This is a genomic window from Achromobacter sp. CF-sbj1-Ac2-l (genome assembly GCF_052698165.1).
Genome location: NZ_CP199855.1, coordinates 1,926,320 through 1,945,974, shown reverse-complemented (window position 1 = coordinate 1,945,974; position 19,655 = coordinate 1,926,320). Strand labels below are relative to the sequence as shown.

16 protein-coding genes are annotated in these 19,655 nt (G+C 68.4%); 5 read left to right on the top strand and 11 right to left on the bottom strand.

Features of this window, described 5'->3' with window-relative positions; all coding sequences use genetic code 11:
• Positions 1-8 precede the first annotated feature (8 nt).
• On the bottom strand, positions 9-3,629 hold the full coding sequence (locus tag ACUDCK_RS08905) for a YhdP family protein (RefSeq protein WP_175167707.1): 3,621 nt from the start codon (positions 3,627-3,629) through the stop codon (positions 9-11).
• 100 nt (positions 3,630-3,729) lie between these two features.
• On the opposite strand from ACUDCK_RS08905, the gene glnE reads away from it, so the two are divergent.
• Both glnE and ACUDCK_RS08895 read left to right on the top strand, forming a co-directional pair.
• The gene (gene glnE / locus ACUDCK_RS08900) at positions 3,730-6,495 is read left to right on the top strand and encodes a bifunctional [glutamate--ammonia ligase]-adenylyl-L-tyrosine phosphorylase/[glutamate--ammonia-ligase] adenylyltransferase (RefSeq protein WP_144655248.1); all 2,766 of its coding nucleotides are present in this window, start codon (positions 3,730-3,732) and stop codon (positions 6,493-6,495) included.
• Between the two features lie 103 nt (positions 6,496-6,598).
• The gene (locus ACUDCK_RS08895; protein ID WP_054503945.1) at positions 6,599-7,273 is read left to right on the top strand and encodes an epoxyqueuosine reductase QueH; all 675 of its coding nucleotides are present in this window, start codon (positions 6,599-6,601) and stop codon (positions 7,271-7,273) included.
• Between the two features lie 40 nt (positions 7,274-7,313).
• Here the strand turns inward: ACUDCK_RS08895 and ACUDCK_RS08890 are convergent, their stop codons facing one another.
• From ACUDCK_RS08890 to ACUDCK_RS08845, 10 genes are all read right to left on the bottom strand, one after another.
• Positions 7,314-8,285 carry an AraC-like ligand-binding domain-containing protein gene (locus tag ACUDCK_RS08890; RefSeq protein ID WP_175167640.1) on the bottom strand — a complete coding sequence of 324 codons (972 nt, stop codon included), beginning with the start codon at positions 8,283-8,285 and terminating at the stop codon, positions 7,314-7,316.
• A gap of 139 nt (positions 8,286-8,424) precedes the next feature.
• Entirely contained in the window at positions 8,425-8,925 is a 501-nt protein-coding gene (locus tag ACUDCK_RS08885) for a c-type cytochrome (protein ID WP_244976910.1), read from the bottom strand.
• 86 nt (positions 8,926-9,011) lie between these two features.
• The gene (locus ACUDCK_RS08880) at positions 9,012-9,527 is read right to left on the bottom strand and encodes a methylamine dehydrogenase light chain (RefSeq protein ID WP_049075261.1); all 516 of its coding nucleotides are present in this window, start codon (positions 9,525-9,527) and stop codon (positions 9,012-9,014) included.
• Complete coding sequence (gene mauD / locus ACUDCK_RS08875; RefSeq protein WP_064526301.1) at positions 9,511-10,149, bottom strand: methylamine dehydrogenase accessory protein MauD; 639 nt, start codon at positions 10,147-10,149, stop codon at positions 9,511-9,513. Before mauD ends, ACUDCK_RS08880 begins: the two co-directional genes overlap by 17 nt.
• Before the next feature lie 20 nt (positions 10,150-10,169).
• The gene (locus ACUDCK_RS08870; RefSeq protein WP_175167639.1) at positions 10,170-10,727 is read right to left on the bottom strand and encodes a MauE/DoxX family redox-associated membrane protein; all 558 of its coding nucleotides are present in this window, start codon (positions 10,725-10,727) and stop codon (positions 10,170-10,172) included.
• Positions 10,724-11,914, bottom strand: a complete 1,191-nt coding sequence (locus ACUDCK_RS08865; protein ID WP_054503948.1) for an amine dehydrogenase large subunit — start codon at positions 11,912-11,914, stop codon at positions 10,724-10,726. Before ACUDCK_RS08865 ends, ACUDCK_RS08870 begins: the two co-directional genes overlap by 4 nt.
• 31 nt (positions 11,915-11,945) lie before the next feature.
• On the bottom strand, positions 11,946-12,827 hold the full coding sequence (locus ACUDCK_RS08860) for a transporter (RefSeq protein ID WP_175167638.1): 882 nt from the start codon (positions 12,825-12,827) through the stop codon (positions 11,946-11,948).
• Positions 12,828-12,894: 67 nt separating this feature from the next.
• On the bottom strand, positions 12,895-14,391 hold the full coding sequence (gene styD / locus ACUDCK_RS08855) for a phenylacetaldehyde dehydrogenase StyD (protein ID WP_054503950.1): 1,497 nt from the start codon (positions 14,389-14,391) through the stop codon (positions 12,895-12,897).
• A gap of 152 nt (positions 14,392-14,543) precedes the next feature.
• A complete protein-coding gene (locus ACUDCK_RS08850; RefSeq protein WP_054503951.1) occupies positions 14,544-15,533 on the bottom strand; it encodes a quinone oxidoreductase family protein in 990 nt (329 codons plus the stop codon).
• A 63-nt stretch (positions 15,534-15,596) separates the two neighbouring features.
• Positions 15,597-16,577: a DMT family transporter gene (locus tag ACUDCK_RS08845; protein WP_054503952.1), complete on the bottom strand. Its 981-nt coding sequence runs from the start codon at positions 16,575-16,577 to the stop codon at positions 15,597-15,599.
• Positions 16,578-16,692: 115 nt separating this feature from the next.
• Here ACUDCK_RS08845 and ACUDCK_RS08840 point away from each other — a divergent pair, with 115 nt between their 5' ends.
• The 3 genes from ACUDCK_RS08840 to ACUDCK_RS08830 all read left to right on the top strand — a co-directional run bounded on the left by ACUDCK_RS08840 (position 16,693) and on the right by ACUDCK_RS08830 (position 19,644).
• On the top strand, positions 16,693-17,580 hold the full coding sequence (locus ACUDCK_RS08840; protein ID WP_445659302.1) for a DMT family transporter: 888 nt from the start codon (positions 16,693-16,695) through the stop codon (positions 17,578-17,580).
• A gap of 31 nt (positions 17,581-17,611) precedes the next feature.
• Positions 17,612-18,112 (top strand): MarR family winged helix-turn-helix transcriptional regulator, encoded by a 501-nt coding sequence (locus ACUDCK_RS08835; RefSeq protein WP_054503954.1) that lies wholly within the window; start codon positions 17,612-17,614, stop codon positions 18,110-18,112.
• Between the two features lie 104 nt (positions 18,113-18,216).
• Complete coding sequence (locus ACUDCK_RS08830) at positions 18,217-19,644, top strand: efflux transporter outer membrane subunit (protein ID WP_054503955.1); 1,428 nt, start codon at positions 18,217-18,219, stop codon at positions 19,642-19,644.
• The last annotated feature ends 11 nt before the right edge of the window (positions 19,645-19,655 follow it).

Genomic DNA, 19,655 nt, shown 5'->3' with positions numbered 1-19,655 from the left:
CCGCCGGATCAGTGCTCGATGAACTCTTCCAGGCTGCGCGGCTTGGGTGTCTGCTTGGGCGCCGGCTTGCCCGAGTCGTCGATCGGGTCGATCTTGGGATCGTCCCAACTGCCGGTCACGGCGTATTCCATGGTCATGGCGCGGGCCAGCGGCTGCTTGAGCAACCATTGCGTCACGAAGGCGCCCAGGCCGATCAGCGGGTTGACCGCCAGCGCCGTCACCATCGCCGCGCCGCTGGCGTCCAGGTTGGGAATCACCACCGCCTTCAGGTTCCAGCGCTCCTGCACGATATTGACGTCGCCCGCCAGCACGATGGCGGCGACCGGGCCGTTGATCTTGTAGCCCTCGGTCTTGAGCGCGCCGTCCGCCAGCTTGAGCTGTCCGCGCACGGTGTCGAACGGGAAACCGTCGCGCAGCAGGTTGGTCGGGTTGACGTCGAGCCGCGCCAGGCGCTGCAGCGATTGCAGCGACAGCAGCTCCAGCAGGCGCGCCGTGCGCGAATTGACGTGCATGAAGCGGCCCTTGTCCAGGGAGATCTCGGCATCGCCGATGACGTCGGCGATATCGTGGGTCCAGGGCAAGTTGCGCCACGTCACATTGGCCTTGACGGCGCCGGTGCCGCCCGACACCACGCGCTCGAAGCCGATGCGGTCCATGAAGCTGCCTACGTTCTCGAACTTGGCAGTGGCATCCACCGTCAGGCCGCGGTCCGGCCCTTCGAGGCGCCAGGCGCCGGTGGCGTTCAAGGTGGCGGCGTCATTGGTGATCGACAGCTTGTCCAGGCGCCACTGGCGGCCACGTTCGAGGTTGGTGCCCAGCACCTGCAGCTCCCCCAGGTTCTTGCCGTACAGGCGGAATTCCTTGGCCTGCAGGTCGATCGCCGGAATGTCCGACAGGTCGTTGCCCGAGGACAGCGCCTTGTCGGCCTCGTTGGCGTCGTCCGCGCCGCCCAGCGCCAGGTGCTTGAAGCGCGCGGTGATCTGGCCGGCGATGGCGCCGGAGGCTTCGCGCCACGACAGCGAGCCCGCCGTCTGGCGCGACTGGATATCCACGCGCCATTGGGCCGGGGCCGGCCGGGTGGCGTACAGGGTCAGGTCGTTGAGCGTATAGCCGCTGGCGCGCAGCACGCCGGTGGCCAGGCTGATGCGCTCGGCCACGGGCAGCAGCGGCCGCGGCGCCGCGCGTCCCTTGACGGGTGGCGGGTCGAAACCGTCGGACACCTTCTCCCAGGCATCCATGTCCAGTTCCGGCAGGCTGGCGCTCAGGCTCAGGCCGCGCTCGGGCAGGCTGGCTGGACGGTTGATGCCGAGCGCCCCGCGCGCGAAGTACGACGGCGCGGCATCGGCCGGATCGCGCTCGAACAGCGCGTTGATGTTGTCGCCCAGGCTGGCGGTCAGCCAGCGCCGGCCCTTGGCGCCGCGGTCCTGCGCCGCGCCCCATTGCAATTTGAGCGGCCGCGCCAGCGGCGCCGCCTTGCCGACGGGCGCCGGCATGTCGATGGCCAGTCCGGTCAGGTCGGACTCCATCGACAGCTCCACCGAACCGCCGCGCTGGTAGCCGACCTTGCCCTTGTAGGCGGTCTTGCCCGAAAAGCGCCCCATCGACGGCGTATTGCTGATCTGCGTCAGTCCGGACCCGGCCAGCACGCCCTCGAAGCGCAGGGCATCCGTCGGCTGCGCCAGGCTGCCCGAGATCTTGACCGGGCCGCCCAGGAACTGCGCGCGGATTTCCTTGGTGCGCACGCCCTTTTCCGAAAACTCCAGGTCGCCGTGCATCTGGCTGAGCAGCGGCATTTCCGGCATGAAAGTGAAGGTGTTGTCGGCGAACTGGATCTTGCCTTCGACCTGGGTGTCGTCGGTGTTCATCAACGGCACTTTCAGCTTGAGCGGCATGCGCCAGTTACCCGTGCCGCGCGCCTCGTCGAGCGCGCCGTCCAGCAACTGGCCCAGCGGCGAGCTGTCCGACAGCGCCAGGTAGGCCGGCACCGTCCCGCTGGTGTCGCCGCTGACCGTCAACTCGGCGTTGTGCTCCATGTCGGGAATGCTGGCGGTAACCGCCCCCAGCGTCACCGTCTGGCCCGGCCCCGTATGGGCCACCGCGCCGCCCGGACTGTCGAGCACCAGCCCGACCTTGTCGACTCGGAAGTTGCCCGACAGGTTCTCCAGCATCGGCCAGCCCTTGCGATGCGGCCGGGCCGGCGCGTAATCGACCTTGGCACCGGTGTAGGCGCCGGCGATGACAAACTCTCCGGTGGAACCTGGAGCGCCGAAGGGGAATTCGTCCAGGTCGCCCTTGAGGGTGATGGCGGCCGACTCCATCTGGCCGGCCGGCAAGCCGGTCGCGAGCCATTCGCGCGCGTCCGCATTGACCTCCAGCGGCAGGTAGCGGTGGATCGCATTCATGGCGCCACGCACCAGCGTGCCGCGCATGTCGACACTGCCCGCGGCGCTCTTGCCTTCCTTGCGCCACTGGCCCCGCAAGCGGACGTCGAGATCGTCGTTGACGACCCGCAGCTGGCCCACCTCGACAAACCAGTCGCGCGCGTCGGCGCCTTTGACGTGGGCATCCAGCGCGATCTCGCTGGCGCCCAGCTCGGGCTGTTCGAAGATGCCGGGCAAGGCCACGCGCAATTGCTCGACGCGGCCGCTGACCGACAGGTCCGCCGCGCCCGCGCTGCGCGCCAGCGGCACCTGCTCGCTCTGAACGAAATCGCCCGGCGTGCCTTCGATGCGGAACTGCGCGTAGCCGGCCCGCGCCGCCGGGCCATCCGGCGCCGGCGCCCAATCGACGCCACGCGCCGCGACGTCGGTGGTCAGCTTGGTGAAGGCGCCATGATCCAACTGCAGCCAGGCGCGGGCGCTGACGCGCCCCTTGATGGCCGGCGGCGATATCCAGGGCGCCCAGGCCATCGGCTCGGCGTCATCCAGGGCAGCGTAGACCTGCCCGCTCCAGTTGGCCGGACTGGCGGCGCTGGCGCTGAACAGGCTGCGGTTGAACTCGCCGCGCAGGTCCACCCTGCGCGCCAGCGCCGGATCGGCATCGGCGCGCAGCACGAAACGGTGCGACAGGCTGCCGTTGCGCACCAGGAAATCGACATTGCTCAGGACCAGTTCAGGCGCCCGGCGCAGTTCGTCCTGCCAGCGGATGCGGGCGCCGCGCACCAGCAGTTCGCGCTGCGCGGTCAGCCAGCGCAGCGCCGGATGATCCAGGTCCGAGCGGTGATCGCTGGCATTCAGGTCGATGCCCTGCCCCGTCACCCACAGGCGGTTGTCGGCATCGCGGCGCAGGGTCAGTTCGGGTTGTTCCAGGCGTAGCCGCACCAACTTTGGTGACAGCGTCAGCAGGCTGCGCCAGGCCAGCACCGCCGACACCGAAGGCAGCGTCAGCACCGGCGCGGCCTGGTCGTCGTAGACCTGGACCGAGGAAAGATCCAGGCGCGGATTGAGCCCCTGCCAGTCCGCCTGGATGGCGCCGATCGTGACGCGGGCGCCCAACGCCTGGCTGGCGTAGGCTTCGATCTGGGGACGCCACTGGTCCACGCGCGGCAAGACCCAATAGCGCACGCCCAGGAGCCCGATGGCCACGACGCCGTACACGGTCAGCGCCGCCCAGAACAGGCAGCAGAGCACTTTTTTTGAAACAGACACGGATCGGTGGGCAGGAGAATAGTCTTGCGGTATCGTCCCCACTTATACCTGAAACGCGTCCATTCGTCTCCGTCCGATCGCCATGTCCACGCCCGCCCTGTTTGCCCCCGCCCTCGCCTGGTCCGGCCATCTGCGCCGCCGTCTCGACGCCCATCCGGATCTGGCCGCCTGGCTGGCCGAAGCGGTGCAACAGCCGGTCACAGCCGAGCGGCTGGCGCAATGGCAGGCGGAGCTGGCCGGCCCCGGCGCGCCCGACGTCCTGCCGGTGGATCTGTGCCGCCAGGTGCTGCGCAAATTGCGCGAACGCGTCTTCAGCACCCTGATCGTGCGCGACCTGTCCGGCCAGGCGCCCCTGGAAGAAGTGGTGGGCGCGATGACGGCGCTGGCCGACGCGGCGGTGGCCGCCGCCTACCGCAGCGTGGCCGCCGACCTGGCAGCGGTGCACGGCGTGCCGCGCGATCCGGCCACCGGCCTGCCGCAGGAAATGCTGATCGTCGGCATGGGCAAACTGGGCGGCGGTGAATTGAATGTCTCGTCCGATATCGACCTGATCATGCTGTACGGCGAGGAGGGCGACACCGACGGCCCGCGCCGCATCAGCCACCACGAGTTCTATGGCCGCCTGACGCGGCGCATGATGCCGGTGCTGTCCGAAGTCGACGCCCACGGCCAGGTCTTCCGCACCGACCTGCGCCTGCGCCCGGACGGCGACGCCGGCCCGCTGGCCTGGAGCCTGGACGCGTTGGAACACTACCTGATCGGCCAGGGCCGTGAATGGGAGCGCTACGCCTGGCTCAAGGCCCGCCTGATGCCGGCCCAGGCCTTCGAGGGCAGCGACAGCGCGGCCCAGGCCCGCCAACTGGAAAGCCTGCGCGTGCCGTTCGTCTACCGCAAGTATTTCGATTTCGACGCGCTGGCCGCGCTGCGCGCGCTGCGCGAGCGCATCCGCCAGGACTGGCAGCGCCGCGCCTCGGCCCGCAACGGCATTGACAGCGCCAACAACATCAAGCTGGGCGACGGCGGCATCCGCGAAATCGAGTTCGTGGTGCAACTGGCGCAATTGATCCGCGGCGGCCGCATGCCGGCGCTGCAGCAGCGCGGGCTGCTGGCGGCGCTGCACGCCGAACAGGTCGCCGGGCTGGTGCCCGAGGACGACGCGCGCCGCCTGGAGGAGGCCTACCGCTTCCTGCGCCGCACCGAACACGCGCTGCAATACCGCGAGGATGAGCAGACCCACCTGCTGCCGGGCGACCCTGGCCAGCGCGCCGCGCTGGCCGCCGCGCTGGGGCTGAGCCCGCAGGATTTCGAAAGCACGCTGGCCGCGCACCGCCAATTCGTCTCGCGTACCTTCCGCAACGTGTTCCGCATGGTGGGCATGGACAAGGAGGACACCGCCGATGCCGGCGCCGACACGCCCGCCGACGAACCCGACGAGGAATGCGCCCTGGCCGAGCAGATCCGCCAGGCCTTCGGCGAGCAGGCCGACGACCTGTTGCGACGCGCCGAAACGCTGCTGGGCAGCCACCGCGTGCGCAGCCTGCCCGAGAGCAGCCGGCGCCGCCTGGAAACGCTGCTGCCGGCCGCGCTGCGCGCCGCGCGCCAGACCAGCGCGCCGCTGGACGCCGCGGTGCGCCTGTTCGACCTGATCGAGAAGATCGCCCAGCGCAGCGCCTACCTGGCCCTGCTGGCCGAATATCCGGACACCCTGGCGCGGGTCGCGCGCATGGTCGCGGCCAGCCCCTGGGCGGCCCAGTACCTGACGCAGCACCCGCTGCTGCTGGACAGCCTGATCGACTGGCGCACGCTGTTCGAGCCGCTCGACTTCGCCCAGATCGCACGCCAGTTGTCCGCCGACCTCGACGCCTGCCGCCTGCCCGATGGCGACCCGGACATCGAGCGCCAGATGAACCTGATGCGCGACGTGCAGCGCCAAGCCAGCTTCCAGTTGCTGGCGCAGGACCTGGAAGGCGAGCTGACCGTTGAAAAGCTCGCCGACCAACTGTCGGCGCTGGCCGACCTGCTGCTGACGGAAACCATCCGCCGCACCTGGCCGCTGGTGAACAAGATCGCAGGCGCCACGCCGCGCTTCGCCGTCATCGCCTACGGCAAGCTGGGCGGCAAGGAACTGGGCTACGCCTCGGACCTGGACCTGGTGTTCCTGTATGACGATCCGCGCGAGGATGCCGCCGAGGTCTACGCCAAGCTGGGCCGCCGCATGACCTCGTGGCTGTCCACGATGACCTCGTCGGGCCGCCTGTACGAGGTCGACCTGCGCCTGCGCCCGGACGGCGACGCCGGCCTGCTGGCGGTGTCAGTCGAGGCCTTCGAGCAGTACCAGCAGAAGCACGCCTGGGCCTGGGAACACCAGGCCCTGACGCGTGCCCGTTACGCGTCAGGCGACGCCGGGGTCGGCCAGCGCTTCGAGCAGATCCGCGAGGCCATCCTGGTGATGCCGCGCGACACGGCCAAGCTGCGCCAGGAAGTGCTGGCAATGCGTGAGAAGATCAACGCCGGGCATCCCAACAGCACCGACAGGTTCGACCTGAAGCACGACGCCGGCGGCATGGTCGACGTCGAATTCGTGACCCAGTACCTGGTGCTGTGCCACGCGGGCACCCATCCCCTGCTGGTGCGCAACCTGGGCAACATCACCCTGCTGCGCCTGGCCGGCGAGGCCGGGCTGATCGATCCGGCGCTGGCCGCCCGGGCCGGCGACGCCTACCGCACGCTGCGGCGCGTGCAGCACCAGTTGCGCATGCAGGGCGTGGAGAAAGCCCGCGTGGCGCCCGACCAGTTGCAGGCCGAACGCGCCGCGGTGCGCGAGCTATGGGACGCGGTGCTGGGGTAAGCCGCGGCAAGGGCTTGCTGGCGGCGCGGGCCGCCGCCCCAAGGCCAAGGCGGCAACTCAGCGTAAAATAAGGACTTTTACGCCTTACCGCCTGCTTTCAATCATGTCCGAATTCGTGCGCCCCAAACTCGACCTGCCCGCCGGCCGCCGCAAGGTGCTGATGCACTCGTGCTGCGCGCCCTGTTCCGGCGAGGTCATGGAAGCCATGACGGCTTCCGGCATCGACTACTCGATCTACTTCTACAACCCGAACATCCATCCGGTCAAGGAGTACGAGATCCGCAAGCAGGAGAATATCCGCTTCGCCGAGCAGCACGGCATCGAGTTCATCGACGCCGACTACGACATGGACAACTGGTTCGAGCGCGTCAAGGGCATGGAAAACGCCCCCGAGCGCGGCGAGCGCTGCACCGCCTGCTTCGACATGCGCTTCGAGCGCACCGCGCTGTACGCCCACGAGCATGGCTTTGACACCATCACCAGCTCGCTCGGCATCTCGCGCTGGAAGGACATGAACCAGATCAACGGCTGCGGCGAACGCGCGGCCGCGCGCTACGACGACCTGATCTACTGGACCTACAACTGGCGCAAGGGCGGCGGCTCGTCGCGCATGATCGAGATCAGCAAGCGCGAGAACTTCTACCAGCAGGAATACTGCGGCTGCGTCTATTCGCTGCGCGACACCAATCGCCACCGCCGTGCGCAGGGGCGCGAGCGCATCCACATCGGCGTGAAGTTCTACGGCAAGGAAGACCTCATCAACGAGGAAAACCTCTGATCACGCCGGGTCGTCCCGCCCGCGGGCGGTAGCTCCCGCATCAGGCCGATTCGCCCGGCAGGCGCCCCTGGCGCCGGTATTCCGACGGCGATACCCCATAGCGGTTGCGGAACGCGTGGCTGAAACGCGCCGCATCCGAAAACCCATGACGAAACGCGATCTCGCCGATCTGGCGCCCGGTCTGCGCGGCGTCGGCCAGCATGTCGCGGCAACGCTCCAGGCGCGCGCTGAGAATGAAATCGGCCGGCGTCGTGGCGGCCTGCGCGAACAGGTTGTATAGATAGCGGCGCGACACGCGCAGGGCCTCGGCCGCAGTCGCCGGGGACAGGTCCGGGTCATGCAGGTTTTCGATCAGGTACTGCTGCACGCGGCGCAATTGCGCCTGGCGCATTTCGCGTTGGTCCAGCGCGCCCGCGCCGCCGGCCCGCTCGCTGATATCCAGCCCCATCATCTGCATGACGGCGTTGGCCGCATCGCGCGCCGCGCTGTCCGACAGATGGGCGTGCTCGCTCAACGCCACCCGCAAGAGGTCCATGGCCATGCGGCCGCAACCGTGGCGGGCGCTGAAGCTGCGCGCCACCGCGTTGCGCATGGCCGGCAGCCAGGCCTCGGATTGCTTGCCCGGCACCTGCATCACCAGGAAATGGGCGTCGTCGTCGACGTCGACTTCGTACGGACGGGTGGTGTCGTAGATGCCCCACTCGCCCGGCATCAGCAAGGCGGTGCGCGCCGCCTGCCGGATCTCGCTGCGGCCATCGAGCTGCAGCGTGACCTTGTAGCCGGACGCCTCGGCACGCTCCGCGAGCAAGCGCGTGCGGCGCACGCGCTGCGCGCCGGTGCGCATTTCGCAGACCTGCATCCAGCCCAGCGAATCCACCGCCACGCTGCTGCGAAAACGCTTTGGATTGGCGGCCGACACCTCCAGCGGCACAAAGGTGTTGCTGATGTTTTCCTTCCAGCTTGCGCAATCCAGGAACTGCTGGGGCGCGCTGCGTAAGAGAGGGTGGGACATGGCGGCTCCGGCGCGCGGCATGGAACAAAAGGCGGTCTTCTTTCTATCACCGAGCCCCGGGCCGGGAGTATCCGTGACAACCCCTAGGGCCAGCTCACCCTGCCAGGATCCCCGCACAGGCTCCGGGCGCCGCGCGGCCTCAGGGCTTGCGGGCGCTGCCATATGAATAGTCGGACAACGCCAGGCCCAGCGCCGCCAGCTCGCGCGCCAGGCCATGGCGCACCGGCACCACGTCGTCGTAGCGGCGCGGCCGCGCCGCCGCCACCTCGCTCTCCGTATAGGGCGTGAAATCGGCCGGCAATTGCGCTGGACTGAACGTGAGCAAAAGCCAGTTCAACACATTGGCCAACTCGGCATTGCTCAACTGCGAGTAGGCCGCGCCCGGGACCCGGACCAGGTATTCGCGTCCGGCCGGCAGGTGCGTGAAGGCGCCCACCGAATTGCGGAAATCGGGAATGCCGTGCGGCGTGCTGCCGCGGCCGTCGACCCGGTGGCAGCCGGCGCATTGCAGCACGTAGTCCGCGCGCGCGGCCTGCCTCAGCGTGTCGGCGCCGGGCACGCCATTCGCCGCTGCCTGCGGCCCCGCGGCGGCCTGCGCGGCCGCAGGCACCGCTTCGTCGGCGAGCGCTGCCGCCCCCACGGCCGCCGCCCCGATCGCCGCGCAGGCCAGCCCGGCAGCGGCCCCGCGCCACCGCCCTCGCCCGCTGCCCCGTCCCGCCGCGTCCATCATGGCTTCTTCTTGGCCAACCCCACGATCACGGAGGTGGTGCAGTGGAAGATCGACGACTCGTTGGACATGCACCAGTTGACGTCGTTGTGAAGGAACATCTGGTAGCCCGGCCGCTCACGTTCGGCCGAGGCGCACATGCACTTGCCGCAGGCCGTCTTGCCGCAGCAGTCGTTGTAACTGATGAGGTAGTCCTTGCCATCCAGCGGGTTGTGGCAGGTGCCGACCCACGACACCGCCGACGGCGAGGTGCCCGGCGGGCAAGAGGTCATGCTGCCGCCGCAGCACGAGCACAGGAAGCCATCCACCGCGCAATAGCGCCAGTAGTCGCAGGCGGTCTCGTCGGTCTGCGGCTTCTTGGCCGCCGCCGGCGCGGATCGGGCCACCGGCAGCACCGGCACCAGGAAGGCGGTGCCGACCAGCACGCGACCGATGCGGTTGAGCACGCTGCGACGCGACGTGGCGTGGGCGACGGAGCGCGTGGCGCGCTCTCCAAGCTTATCCAACCAGCGCATTGCCGTTCTCCTTGCGTGAAATGCGGGTCTCTTCCAGCGCGCCGCCGGCCAGGAATTCCTGCACCGAGGCCACGCCCAGCTCCTTGGCCGTGAACAGGCTTTCCAACTGTTCGCGCGAATTGATCAGGCCCTTGGCGCGGATCACGCCGGACTCGTCGATCAACACCGCGTACGGCAGCTTGCTGATCTGGAACTTCATGCCCAGCTCGGTCGACAGCAGGTAGGGAAAGCGCTCCAGCCCGGCCTGGCGGTAGAACGCCAGATGCTCCGGCATCTCGCCGTCGCTGGCCAGGACGATGCGCAACCACGCGCTTTCCGTGCCGGCCACCGACTTGAGGATCGGCAAGAGCTTCTTGCACACCGGGCAGGTCGGCGACAGGAAGAACAGCAGTTGGCTGTGCTGGCCGCGCTCGCCGATAGTCAGGCGCCGGCCCAGCAGGTCGGCCAGTTCGAAGCGCGGTGCGGCTTCGCCCACCGCCGGCCCCTTGTCCATGGTCAGCGCCCCCATCGGCGCCACGCGTTCGTACAGCACGCCGATCTGGCGCGACAGCGCCAGGATGACCAGCAGCAGGCAGAGCACCACGCCCCACAGCAGAAAATTGGAAATGATCAAGGCTTCCATATCGTGTCGCTCCGTTGTTCCTAGATGTGCAGGTGCCGCAGCTTCAGGTGCGAAGCCAGCAGGTGGTTAGCGGTGAAATACAGGGCCACGGCGCTCATCGCCAGGCCGAAGACCGAGGCGGCGTCGGTCCATTGGAGGCTGCGTGACGCGCCCTGCGCGGCGGCGAACACCGGCAGCGTCCACGACGCCAGCAGGGCATTGCGCAGCACCATCCACCAGGACAGCCCGGCGCCGCGCGCCGCCGCGCCCCGGAAGGCGGGACCGCCGCAGCCGCAATCGATATCGCGGCGGCCGCGCGCCAGGTTCAGGGCCACGCCAGCCGTGGCCAGGGCCAGCACCAGCAATGCCAGCGCGGCCCCCGCCACACGCAGGCCCGGCGCCAGCAGCAAGGCGCCGGCCAGCGCCTCGGCCAGCACATAGCCCCACGAGAAAAGGCTGGCCAACCCGGTCGGCAAAATGTCGTAGGCATGCACGGCAGCGCTGAACGCCGCCATATCCTTTAGTTTTTCCAGCGCGCCGAGCAGCAGCACGCAGGCCAGCGCCGCGCTGGCGGCATAGAGCAGCACGGGATCGGTCATTGCGCGCCTCCCGGCTGCGGCTCGACCTGCAGCGCCGTCTCGCCGGCGCCCTGGATCGTGCCCTTGAGCACCGGCGCCGCTGGCGCCGCGTCATAGATGTTGACATTGCCGCCGTCGATGGTGAACAGGCGCGGCTTGTCGTCCTGCGACACGGACATCGACAACGCGTTCTTGCCGGGAATGCGCGCCAGCCGCTTGTGCGTGGCCAGGTCGTAGACCCAGATCTCGGCCGCCGGCGTCTTGTGCGTTCCCTCGGCGCCATTCGGATGCATGCCCACGTACAGCCGCTTGCTGGCGCGATTCACCGCCAGCAGGTTGTAGCCGCCGGGACGCCAGCCGCGATCCTTGCCCGAAGCGTCCAGCAGCGACCAGCGCTCGCCGAAGCGGGCCTGTTCGCCGCTGAAATCGGCGCTGTAGACGTTGCCGTTGTATGAGACGAAGTAGAAGGTGTCGCCCAGGCGATCTGTATGCGTGAAGATCGGATCCTTCTCGACCTCGAACATGGGCTTGCTGCGCTGCTGGCCCGACGGCTTGCCGGCGGCGTCCAGGTCGACCGTGACGAACGAGCCGTCGCCGCAGATGCTGGCGAAGCTGCGCGGCCGCGACGGCGGCACGATGATGCTCCAGCAGCCGGCGGCCGCGGTCACTTCGTCGGCGAACTTGCGCGTCTTCAGGTCGACCACCGTGACCGACGAGGCCGGCGTGGCGTTCTGCACGAACAACAGGCCGCCGTCGGAACTCTGCTGCAGGTAGTTGCGGTAGTTCAGCGCCTGCGCGCGTTTCTCGGGTATCGGCACCTCGTACTTGGGCGTCAGCGTCTCGGCGTCCCAGGCCTCGACCACGTCGGTGCGCTTGCCGCGGTTCAGGCGCTCGTAATAGGTGGTCATGATGTAGATGTCCTTGCCATCCGCCGACACCGTCATGTGGCCGTTGAACGACGAGGGCACCAGCCCCAGGAATTTCAGGGTGTCGCCGTCGTAGATGTTGACGCGGCTGTCGACCAGGTGATTGAACACCGCGTCCATCACGTACAGCCGGTGCGGCGTGGCGGGCGGCAGGCGGGTGCCGCCCTTGAGCTCCTCGACCGGCAGGTCGGCGCGGGCAAGCCCGGCGGCCGCGGCCAGGGCCGCGCACAGCGCCCATTTGCCCGCCCGCGCGGCGCCCCTGTTGGCACAAAGCGCAATCATTGGATCTCTCCTGCTGTCATGTCCGTTGCTCCTAGAAGGCGTAGACGTAGCGCATCTGCACGCCCCGCATGCGCGGGCCGTTCTCGACCTTGAGGTCGTGGATGTACTGCATCTGGATCTGGTTGGCGTCGTTGATCTGGTGCGTCAGCTCCAGCGCCAGTTGGTGGTTGCGGGCGCGGCTGGTCACCGTTTCGCCGGCGGCGCGCTCGCGGCCGCCGGTCTCGTAGCGGTAGCGGATGCCGGTGTAGGTGTTGTCCGTGATATTGGTGGAGGCCAGCGCGAAGAAGCGAAAGGACGGGTCTTTCTTGAGGGTCTGGCTCATCCAGTCGCTGTTGCGGCCGTAGATCTCCACTTCGCCGATGGCCTCCAGGAAGGTGGATTCGCCAACGCCCTTGACGAACGAGAAGTCCTGGATGGTGGACCAGCGGTTCTTGCCCGGCGACGTGTCCGGGCGCGAACCGTCGTAGCGGCCCACCGGCACCACCACGAACGGCTCCCAGGCAAACCAGGTCTTGGTCTGCTCATTGTTGTAGAGCCAGATGGCCGACCCCAGCGTCACATCGCCGACGCCGGTCTGGCGGTCGCGCGTGGCGCCCGGCAGTTCCATCGTGGTGCGCGACATCGGCACGATGAACTCAAGCTGCACGGTCTTGCCGAACAGCTCCCGGTAATGCATCTGGCGGTAGATCAGCGCGTCCACGTCCACCGAGGCGCCGTCGACGCGCTTGCCCGCCGAATACAGCCCCGACGAGCGCAGTCCGGCCAGATAGCCGGCGATGATGTTGGTGCCCACCGGCGCGGGTATCCAGTCGCGCGCGCTCGGGTCTCCGGCCCATGCCGCCTGCGCCAGGGCCAGGCCCGCCAGCAGCAATGCTGTGCGCGCCCCAGCCCGGCAATTGGTCTTGCCTGCCATGCACTTCCCCTTGGTTGCGCGGCCGCGCGCGCCGGTATCTCCCGGCTTGTCTCGCGCGGCCGTCAGTCTAGTAAGCGATACAAACGGACTTCTTCTCCAGGTACATGTCCAGTACGGCGCGGCCGTGCTCTCGGCCGATGCCGGACTGCTTGAAGCCCCCGAACGGCATGTTCGGGTCCAGCATGTTGTGGGTGTTGATCCAGAGCGTGCCCGCGTCGATGCGCGGGATCAGGCGCTGGACCCGCGTCAGGTCGTTGCTCCAGAGGCTGGCGCCCAGGCCGAAGGCGCTGTCGTTGGCCAGCCGCACGGCGTCGTCGAGCGTATCGAACGGCTGCGCCACCACCACGGGGCCAAAGATCTCCTCGCGGGCAATGCGGGCGCCGGGCGCCACGTCGGCGAACACCGTCGGCCGCACGAAATAGCCGGCGCCCTCGCCCGCGGCGCCGCCCGCCAGCACCTTGCCGCCCTCGGCGCGGCCGATGCCGATGTAGTCCATTACGCGCTGCTGGTGGCGCGCCGACACCAGCGGCCCCACCTGCGTATCCGGGGCAAAACCGGAACCCAGCTTCATGCCGGCGGCAAGGTCGGCCAGCCGCTGCACCACCTTGGCGTACAGGCCCTTCTGCACGTACAGCCGCGAACCGGCGGTGCAGACCTGCCCCTGGTTGAAGAAGATGGCGGCGGCCGCGCCCTGCGCGGCCACGTCGGGGTCGCAGTCATCCAGCACGATCACGGGCGACTTGCCGCCCAGTTCCAGCGACACGCGCTTCATGTCGTCCATGGCGGCGCGGCCGATGAGCTTGCCGACCTCGGTGGAGCCGGTGAAGGCGATCTTGTCCACGCCCGGATGTGCCACCAGCGCCGCGCCGGCGGTCTCGCCACGACCGGTCACCACGTTGACCACGCCCGGCGGAAAGCCCGCCTCCAGCACCAGTTCGGCCAGGCGCAAGGCGGTCAGCGGGGTTTCCTCGGCGGGCTTGAGCACCACCGTGCAGCCGGCGGCCAGCGCCGGGGCGATCTTCCAGATCGCCATCAGCAGGGGGAAATTCCACGGGATGATCGCCGCCACCACGCCCACCGGTTGCGGCAGCGTGTAGGCGCTGTACTTCACGCCGGGCGGGAACGGGATCGACAGCGCCAGCGTGTCACCGGTCAACTTGGTGGCCCAGCCCGCCATGTAGCGCAGCCATTGCGCGCCGGAGCCGACCTCCAGCCCCTGGGCCACGCCCAGCAGCTTGCCGTTGTTCAGGGTCTCGAGCCGCGCCAGTTCCTCGCCGTGGCGTTCCACCAGGTCCGCCAGGTTCAGCAGCAGGCGCTCGCGCCCGGCCGGCAGCATGTCGCGCCATGGCCCGCTGGCAAACGCCCGGCGCGCGGCCTGCACCGCCAGGTCGATCTGCGCCGGACCGGCGTCGAGCTGGGTGGCGATGACCTCGCCGGTGGCCGGGTCGTGCACGGCAATGGGGTCGCCCTGCCCCTGGCGCAGCGGCTTGCCGTCGACGATCATGTATTCCCGGATGGCGGCCAGTTCCGGGCGGCCGGAGGCGGAGGGATGGGCGGACGACATGCGTGAGGCTCCAACGGATAGGGTGAAGCCAGGATAGCAACGGCCCACCGCGCTGGCTTGTCCGCCCGTGCATGGAGATTTGTCCCGGTGCGCACGAAAAAAACGGGACGCGCCATGCGTCCCGCCTTGTCCGTGGCGCCAGGGGCGCCGGATCAGTCCAGCATCAGCACCGTGGCGCCGGTGGTCTTGCGCGAGGCCAGCGCGGTCTGCGCGTCGCCGGCTTGTTCCAGGCTGTAGCGCTGGTCGATGCGAACCTTGATCTTCTTCTTCAGCACCAGGTCGAACAGCTCTTCCGAGGCGGCCTGCAGCTTTTCCAGCGTATTGACGTGCACGCCCAGCGACGGCCGCGTCACGTACAGGCTGCCCTTCTGGTTCAGGATGCCCAGGTTCACGCCCGCCACCGGACCGGAGGCGTTGCCGAAGCTGACCATCAGGCCGCGCGGCTCCAGGCTGTCCAGCGAGGTTTCCCAGGTGTCCTTGCCGACGCCGTCATAAACCACCGGCACCTTCTTGCCGCCGGTCAGTTCGAGCACGCGCTCGGCCACGTTCTCGCGCGAATAGTCGATGGTTTCCCAGGCGCCGTTGGCGCGGGCCAGCTCGGCCTTCTCGGGGCTGGAGACCGTGCCGATCAGCTTTACGCCGAGCGCGCGCGCCCACTGGCAGGCGATCAGGCCCACGCCGCCGGCGGCCGCGTGGAACAGGATGGTTTCGCCGCCTTGCAGGCGATAGGTCTGGCGGAACAGGTACTGCACCGTCAGGCCCTTGAGCATGAGCGCGGCGGCTTCGTCGAAGCCGATGCCCTTGGGCACCTTCACGACCTGGTTGGCCGGCACGTTGCGGGCCTTGGCGTAGGCGCCGATCGGGCTCTGGCCGTAGGCCACGCGGTCGCCCTTCTTCAGGTGCTTGACGTCGGCGCCCACGGCGGTGACCACGCCCGCGCCCTCGAAGCCCAGGCCATGCGGCAGCGGATGGGGATACAAGCCCGTGCGGAAATAGATATCGATGAAGTTCAGCCCGGCCGCGTGCTGGTCGATGGTGACCTCATTGGCGGCCGGCGGCGGCACCTCGACTTCGACCAGTTTCAGGACCTCGGGACCGCCATGCTGCTCGATACGAATTGCCTTGACGAGATTGCTGGCCATGCTGGCCTCCTTTCATTGAAATGTTGCGACGCAAGCTTGAAAATCAAATACGCAATTCGGACGTCAGCGCGCGGACGCGCTGCCGCCCGGCGCGGCGGGCGGCGGCTTGGCGGCCCCGCCCCCCATCAATACGAATACCCCGGCCAGGACCAGCGCGGTGCCCGCCATCTGCCAGACCGTCACGGGCTCGTGCAGGAACCACGACGCCAGGAACAGCACCGACACCGGTCCCAGCATCCCCAGCAGCGACGCGGTCGGCGCGCCGATCAGCGCCACCGCCCACATCAGCATGAAGACCGGCACCACCGTGTTCAGGGTGGCATGGATGATCGAGTAGCCGTACACGCCCATCGGCTGCACCAGCACGGAGGCCGGATGGATCACGAAGAACTGCACGATGCAGGCCACGCACGACACCAGCATGGCATACGCCACCAGCCGGGTCGGCCCGACACGCTTGATCAGTTCTCCGGAGCAAATCAGGTACACAGAATAGCTGAGCGCCGAACCGAAGACGAATAAAGACCCTAACAGCACCTCGGCGGAACCGCCAAAGCTCAGATCATGCGCGAAAACCAGCACCACGCCGGCATACGACAGCGTCATCGCCAGCCACTGCCGGCGCTCGACCGGCCGTTTGAACCAGAAGGCCGAGATCAGCACCACCAGCGATGGCGACAGGAACAGGATCAGCCGCTCAAGGCTGGCGGTGATGTAGCGCAGGCCGAGGAAATCCAGGAAGCTGGACAGGTAGTATCCCAACAGGCCCAGCAGGCAGACCTGAATGCGTTCCTTCCAGGTCATGACCACGATCTCGCCGCGAGCCGCCAGGCGCGACTGGTGCCACGCCACGGCCGCGAAGAATGGCATGGCGAACAGCATGCGGAAGGCGATCAGGGTGACCGCGTCGATCCCGTAGCGGTAGGTGAACTTGACGACGATGGCCTTGGCGGAGAACAGGATGGCGCCAAGCGCGGCCATGAAAAATCCGGCCGCGCGGCTGGAGGGACGAGAGGCCGGCAAAAGCTTGGCAATGCGATTCATGCGATGATTTTAGATTCAGCGCCGCGGGATTTGCACGCCTGGCGCGCATTTTCAGCCTGCCGCGGCCGGCCATGAACCGGCTCCGCCCCTTCCGTTCCCTGCCCTCTCCCTGCGAATGACCCGACACCGCGCCCTGACTTACATCCATATCGCCGCCATCCTGTTCGGCCTGACCGGCGTCTTCGGCGAGCTGATCCAGGCCAGCGCGGCAGTCATCACACTGGGGCGGGCAGTCTTCGCGGTGATCTCGCTCGGCCTGTTCGCCCGCATGCGCCGGCGCCCGCTGCTGGGCGCCCTGACGCCAGCCCAATTGTTCGTGCTGGTGATCGCGGGCGCCCTGCTGGCGGCCCACTGGGTCACCTTCTTCATTTCGGTCAAGGTCGGTGGCATCGCCATCGCCACGCTGGGCTTCGCGAGTTTCCCGGCCTTCATCACGCTGTTCGAGGGATTGATCTTCCGGGAACGCGTGCGGTTGGCCGAATGGCTGCTGCTGGGCCTGGTCACTGCCGGCCTGGTGCTGGTCACGCCGTCGTTCGACCTGGCCGACCAGGGCACCATCGGCCTGGCCTGGGGCCTGCTGTCGGGTCTGACCTTCGCCCTGCTGGCCCTGAGCAATCGGCGCTCGGCCTCGGGCATGGATCCGATGCAGGTCGCCTGCTGGCAAAACCTGGTGGTGGCGCTGGTGATGCTGCCGTTCGCCGTCGGCCAGTTGCCCGCCCTGCCCGCCATGGACTGGTTCTGGCTGGCGCTGCTGGGCGTGTTCTGCACCGGCCTGTCGCACTTCCTGTTCGTCTCCAGCCTGACTCGCCTGAACGCCCGCAGCGCCGGTCTGGTGATCGCGCTGGAACCGGTCTACGCCATCGCCTTCGCCTGGGCGCTATTCGGCCAGCAGCCGACGGTGCGCATGATGGCCGGCGCCGCCCTGATCGTGGCCGCCATCGTCTGGTCCGGGCTACGCAAGGCCCCGGCCGCCCCCGAAAGCGCCCCTCAAAAGCAGCCTTGACAATTACTGCCTGGGCAGTAAAATCCGCTGCATGAATGCCTCGTCACGCCCTGAATCCTCCGAAAATCCGGTTCACTATCGCGGTGATACCCGCTGCATGATGGAAGAAAACGCCGGCTACCTGATCAAACTGGTGGCCAACTCCCTGAACCGCATGCTGGACCAGGAAATGGCGCCGCTCGACCTCACCGCGATGCAATGGCGGCCGATCGCCATGGTTGCCCTGGGCCGGGCCGATACGCCCGCCGAACTGGCCCGGCTCAACGGCGTCGACACCGGCGCCATGACCCGCACGCTCGACCGGCTCGAGGCCAAAGGCCTGCTGCGACGGGCCCGCAACCAGCTCGACCGGCGCGTCGTGAAGATCGAATTGACGGAACTGGGCGAAACCAAGGCGCGGGCGATCCCGCCCAATATCGCCCGCGTGCTGAACCACCACCTGCGTGGTTTCTCCACCGACGAAGTGACGCAGTTGATGCACCTGCTGCGCCGCATGATCGCCAACGGCTCCGCCTCCGCGCCCGAGCGCTGACGACGCCCGCTTGAGCCGCCCGCCCCTGCAAAAGGGGTTTTATTTGACATAATATTTGCCTAGGCAAATACAGATTAATCAATTACTTTCAGCAGATTGTCAGGATGAAACGCCTTCTTTCTACCGCATTAGCGCTGGCCTTGAGCGGTTGTGCCCTGATGGAACCCGGCCCTGAGCCGGTGGCCGCCCTGAATGAAACCAAGCTGGGCCTGACCGCCCAGGACGTCGCCTGGCCTGACACGCAATGGTGGCATCGCTACGGCGACAGCCAACTCAACGCGCTGATGGACGAAGCGCTGGCCAACAGCCCGTCCATGACTGCCGCCCAGGCGCGCCTGGCCAAGGCCAATGCCGCCGTCAGCACGGCCCGCGCTCCCCTGATGCCGCGCGTGGACGCCAACTACACGCTGAACCGCGAGCACCTGTCGAGCGACTACATTTACCCGGCGCCGCTGGGCGGATCGGTCGTCAGCGACAACCGCCTGGCGCTGGACTTCAGCTACGAGCTCGATTTCTGGGGCAAGAACCGCTCGCGCCTGAAGGCCGCGGTCTCGCAGCAGGCCGCCGCCGCGGCCGACGCGCAGGCAGCGCGCAACGTGCTGGCCAGCGCCACCGTGCGCGCCTATCTCAACCTGCAGGACGCCTTCGCCCAGCGCGACGTCATCAAGCGCGTGCTGGCCCAGCGCGAGGAAGTGCTGTCGCTGACCCGCGGCCGCTATTCCGCCGGCCTGGACACCCAAGTCGAGGTGAAGCAGGCCGAATCGTCGCTGGCCGCCGGCCAGGTCGAGCTGACCCAGACCGAGACCACGCTGGCGCAACTGCGCAATCAGGTCGCGGCACTGGCCGGCGCCGGCCCGCAGCGCGGCCAGTCGCTGGTGGAAGCGGCGCTGACCGCGCCCGCCGGCGGCGTGCCAGCGAGCGTACCGCTGGACCTGCTGGGCCACCGTCCCGACGTGGTCGCCGCGCGCTGGCGCGCCGAGGCCGCCCGGCACCAGATCGACAGCGCCCGCGCCGAGTTCTACCCCAATGTCAACCTCGTGGCCTTCGCCGGCTTCCAGGCCATCGGCACCGGCAACCTGCTCGGCGCCGCCGCCCGCACCGCCGGCATCGGCCCCGCCATCACCCTGCCGATCTTCCACGGCGGCGAGTTGAACGCCAACCTGGCCGGCCGCCGCGCCGATGCCGACCTCGCCGTGTCCGACTACAACCAGACCGTGCTCGACGCCGTGCACCAGGTCGCCGACGCGCTCGACGGCCTGCGCCTGCTGGAGCAGGAACGAGCGCAGCAGCGCCAGGCGCGCGAAGCCATCGAGGCCGCTTATGAACTGGCCGTCAACCGCTACAAGGCCGGCATGGGCAACTACCTGACCGTCCTGGTCGCGCAGACCGGCGTACTGACCCAGGCACGGCTCGACACCGACCTGCGCATCCGCGCCTATCAGCTCGACGCCAACCTGGCCAACGCGCTGGGCGGCGGCTACGTCCCCGCCCCCGCGCAGCAGCCCGCGCCCGCCACGAACTCCACTCATTGAACGCTCCGGAT

What these genes read in the sequence shown, in the direction of transcription:
- ACUDCK_RS08880 (WP_049075261.1), bottom strand. Translation starts at nt 9,527, where the DNA reads ATGCGCTGGTTGGATAAGCTTGGAGAGCGCGCCACGCGCTCCGTCGCC.
- ACUDCK_RS08850 (WP_054503951.1), bottom strand. Translation starts at nt 15,533, where the DNA reads ATGGCCAGCAATCTCGTCAAGGCAATTCGTATCGAGCAGCATGGCGGT.
- mauD (WP_064526301.1), bottom strand. Translation starts at nt 10,149, where the DNA reads ATGGAAGCCTTGATCATTTCCAATTTTCTGCTGTGGGGCGTGGTGCTC.
- ACUDCK_RS08840 (WP_445659302.1), top strand. Translation starts at nt 16,693, where the DNA reads ATGACCCGACACCGCGCCCTGACTTACATCCATATCGCCGCCATCCTG.
- ACUDCK_RS08860 (WP_175167638.1), bottom strand. Translation starts at nt 12,827, where the DNA reads ATGGCAGGCAAGACCAATTGCCGGGCTGGGGCGCGCACAGCATTGCTG.
- ACUDCK_RS08830 (WP_054503955.1), top strand. Translation starts at nt 18,217, where the DNA reads ATGAAACGCCTTCTTTCTACCGCATTAGCGCTGGCCTTGAGCGGTTGT.
- ACUDCK_RS08895 (WP_054503945.1), top strand. Translation starts at nt 6,599, where the DNA reads ATGTCCGAATTCGTGCGCCCCAAACTCGACCTGCCCGCCGGCCGCCGC.
- glnE (WP_144655248.1), top strand. Translation starts at nt 3,730, where the DNA reads ATGTCCACGCCCGCCCTGTTTGCCCCCGCCCTCGCCTGGTCCGGCCAT.
- ACUDCK_RS08845 (WP_054503952.1), bottom strand. Translation starts at nt 16,577, where the DNA reads ATGAATCGCATTGCCAAGCTTTTGCCGGCCTCTCGTCCCTCCAGCCGC.
- ACUDCK_RS08890 (WP_175167640.1), bottom strand. Translation starts at nt 8,285, where the DNA reads ATGTCCCACCCTCTCTTACGCAGCGCGCCCCAGCAGTTCCTGGATTGC.
- ACUDCK_RS08835 (WP_054503954.1), top strand. Translation starts at nt 17,612, where the DNA reads ATGAATGCCTCGTCACGCCCTGAATCCTCCGAAAATCCGGTTCACTAT.
- styD (WP_054503950.1), bottom strand. Translation starts at nt 14,391, where the DNA reads ATGTCGTCCGCCCATCCCTCCGCCTCCGGCCGCCCGGAACTGGCCGCC.
- ACUDCK_RS08870 (WP_175167639.1), bottom strand. Translation starts at nt 10,727, where the DNA reads ATGACCGATCCCGTGCTGCTCTATGCCGCCAGCGCGGCGCTGGCCTGC.
- ACUDCK_RS08865 (WP_054503948.1), bottom strand. Translation starts at nt 11,914, where the DNA reads ATGATTGCGCTTTGTGCCAACAGGGGCGCCGCGCGGGCGGGCAAATGG.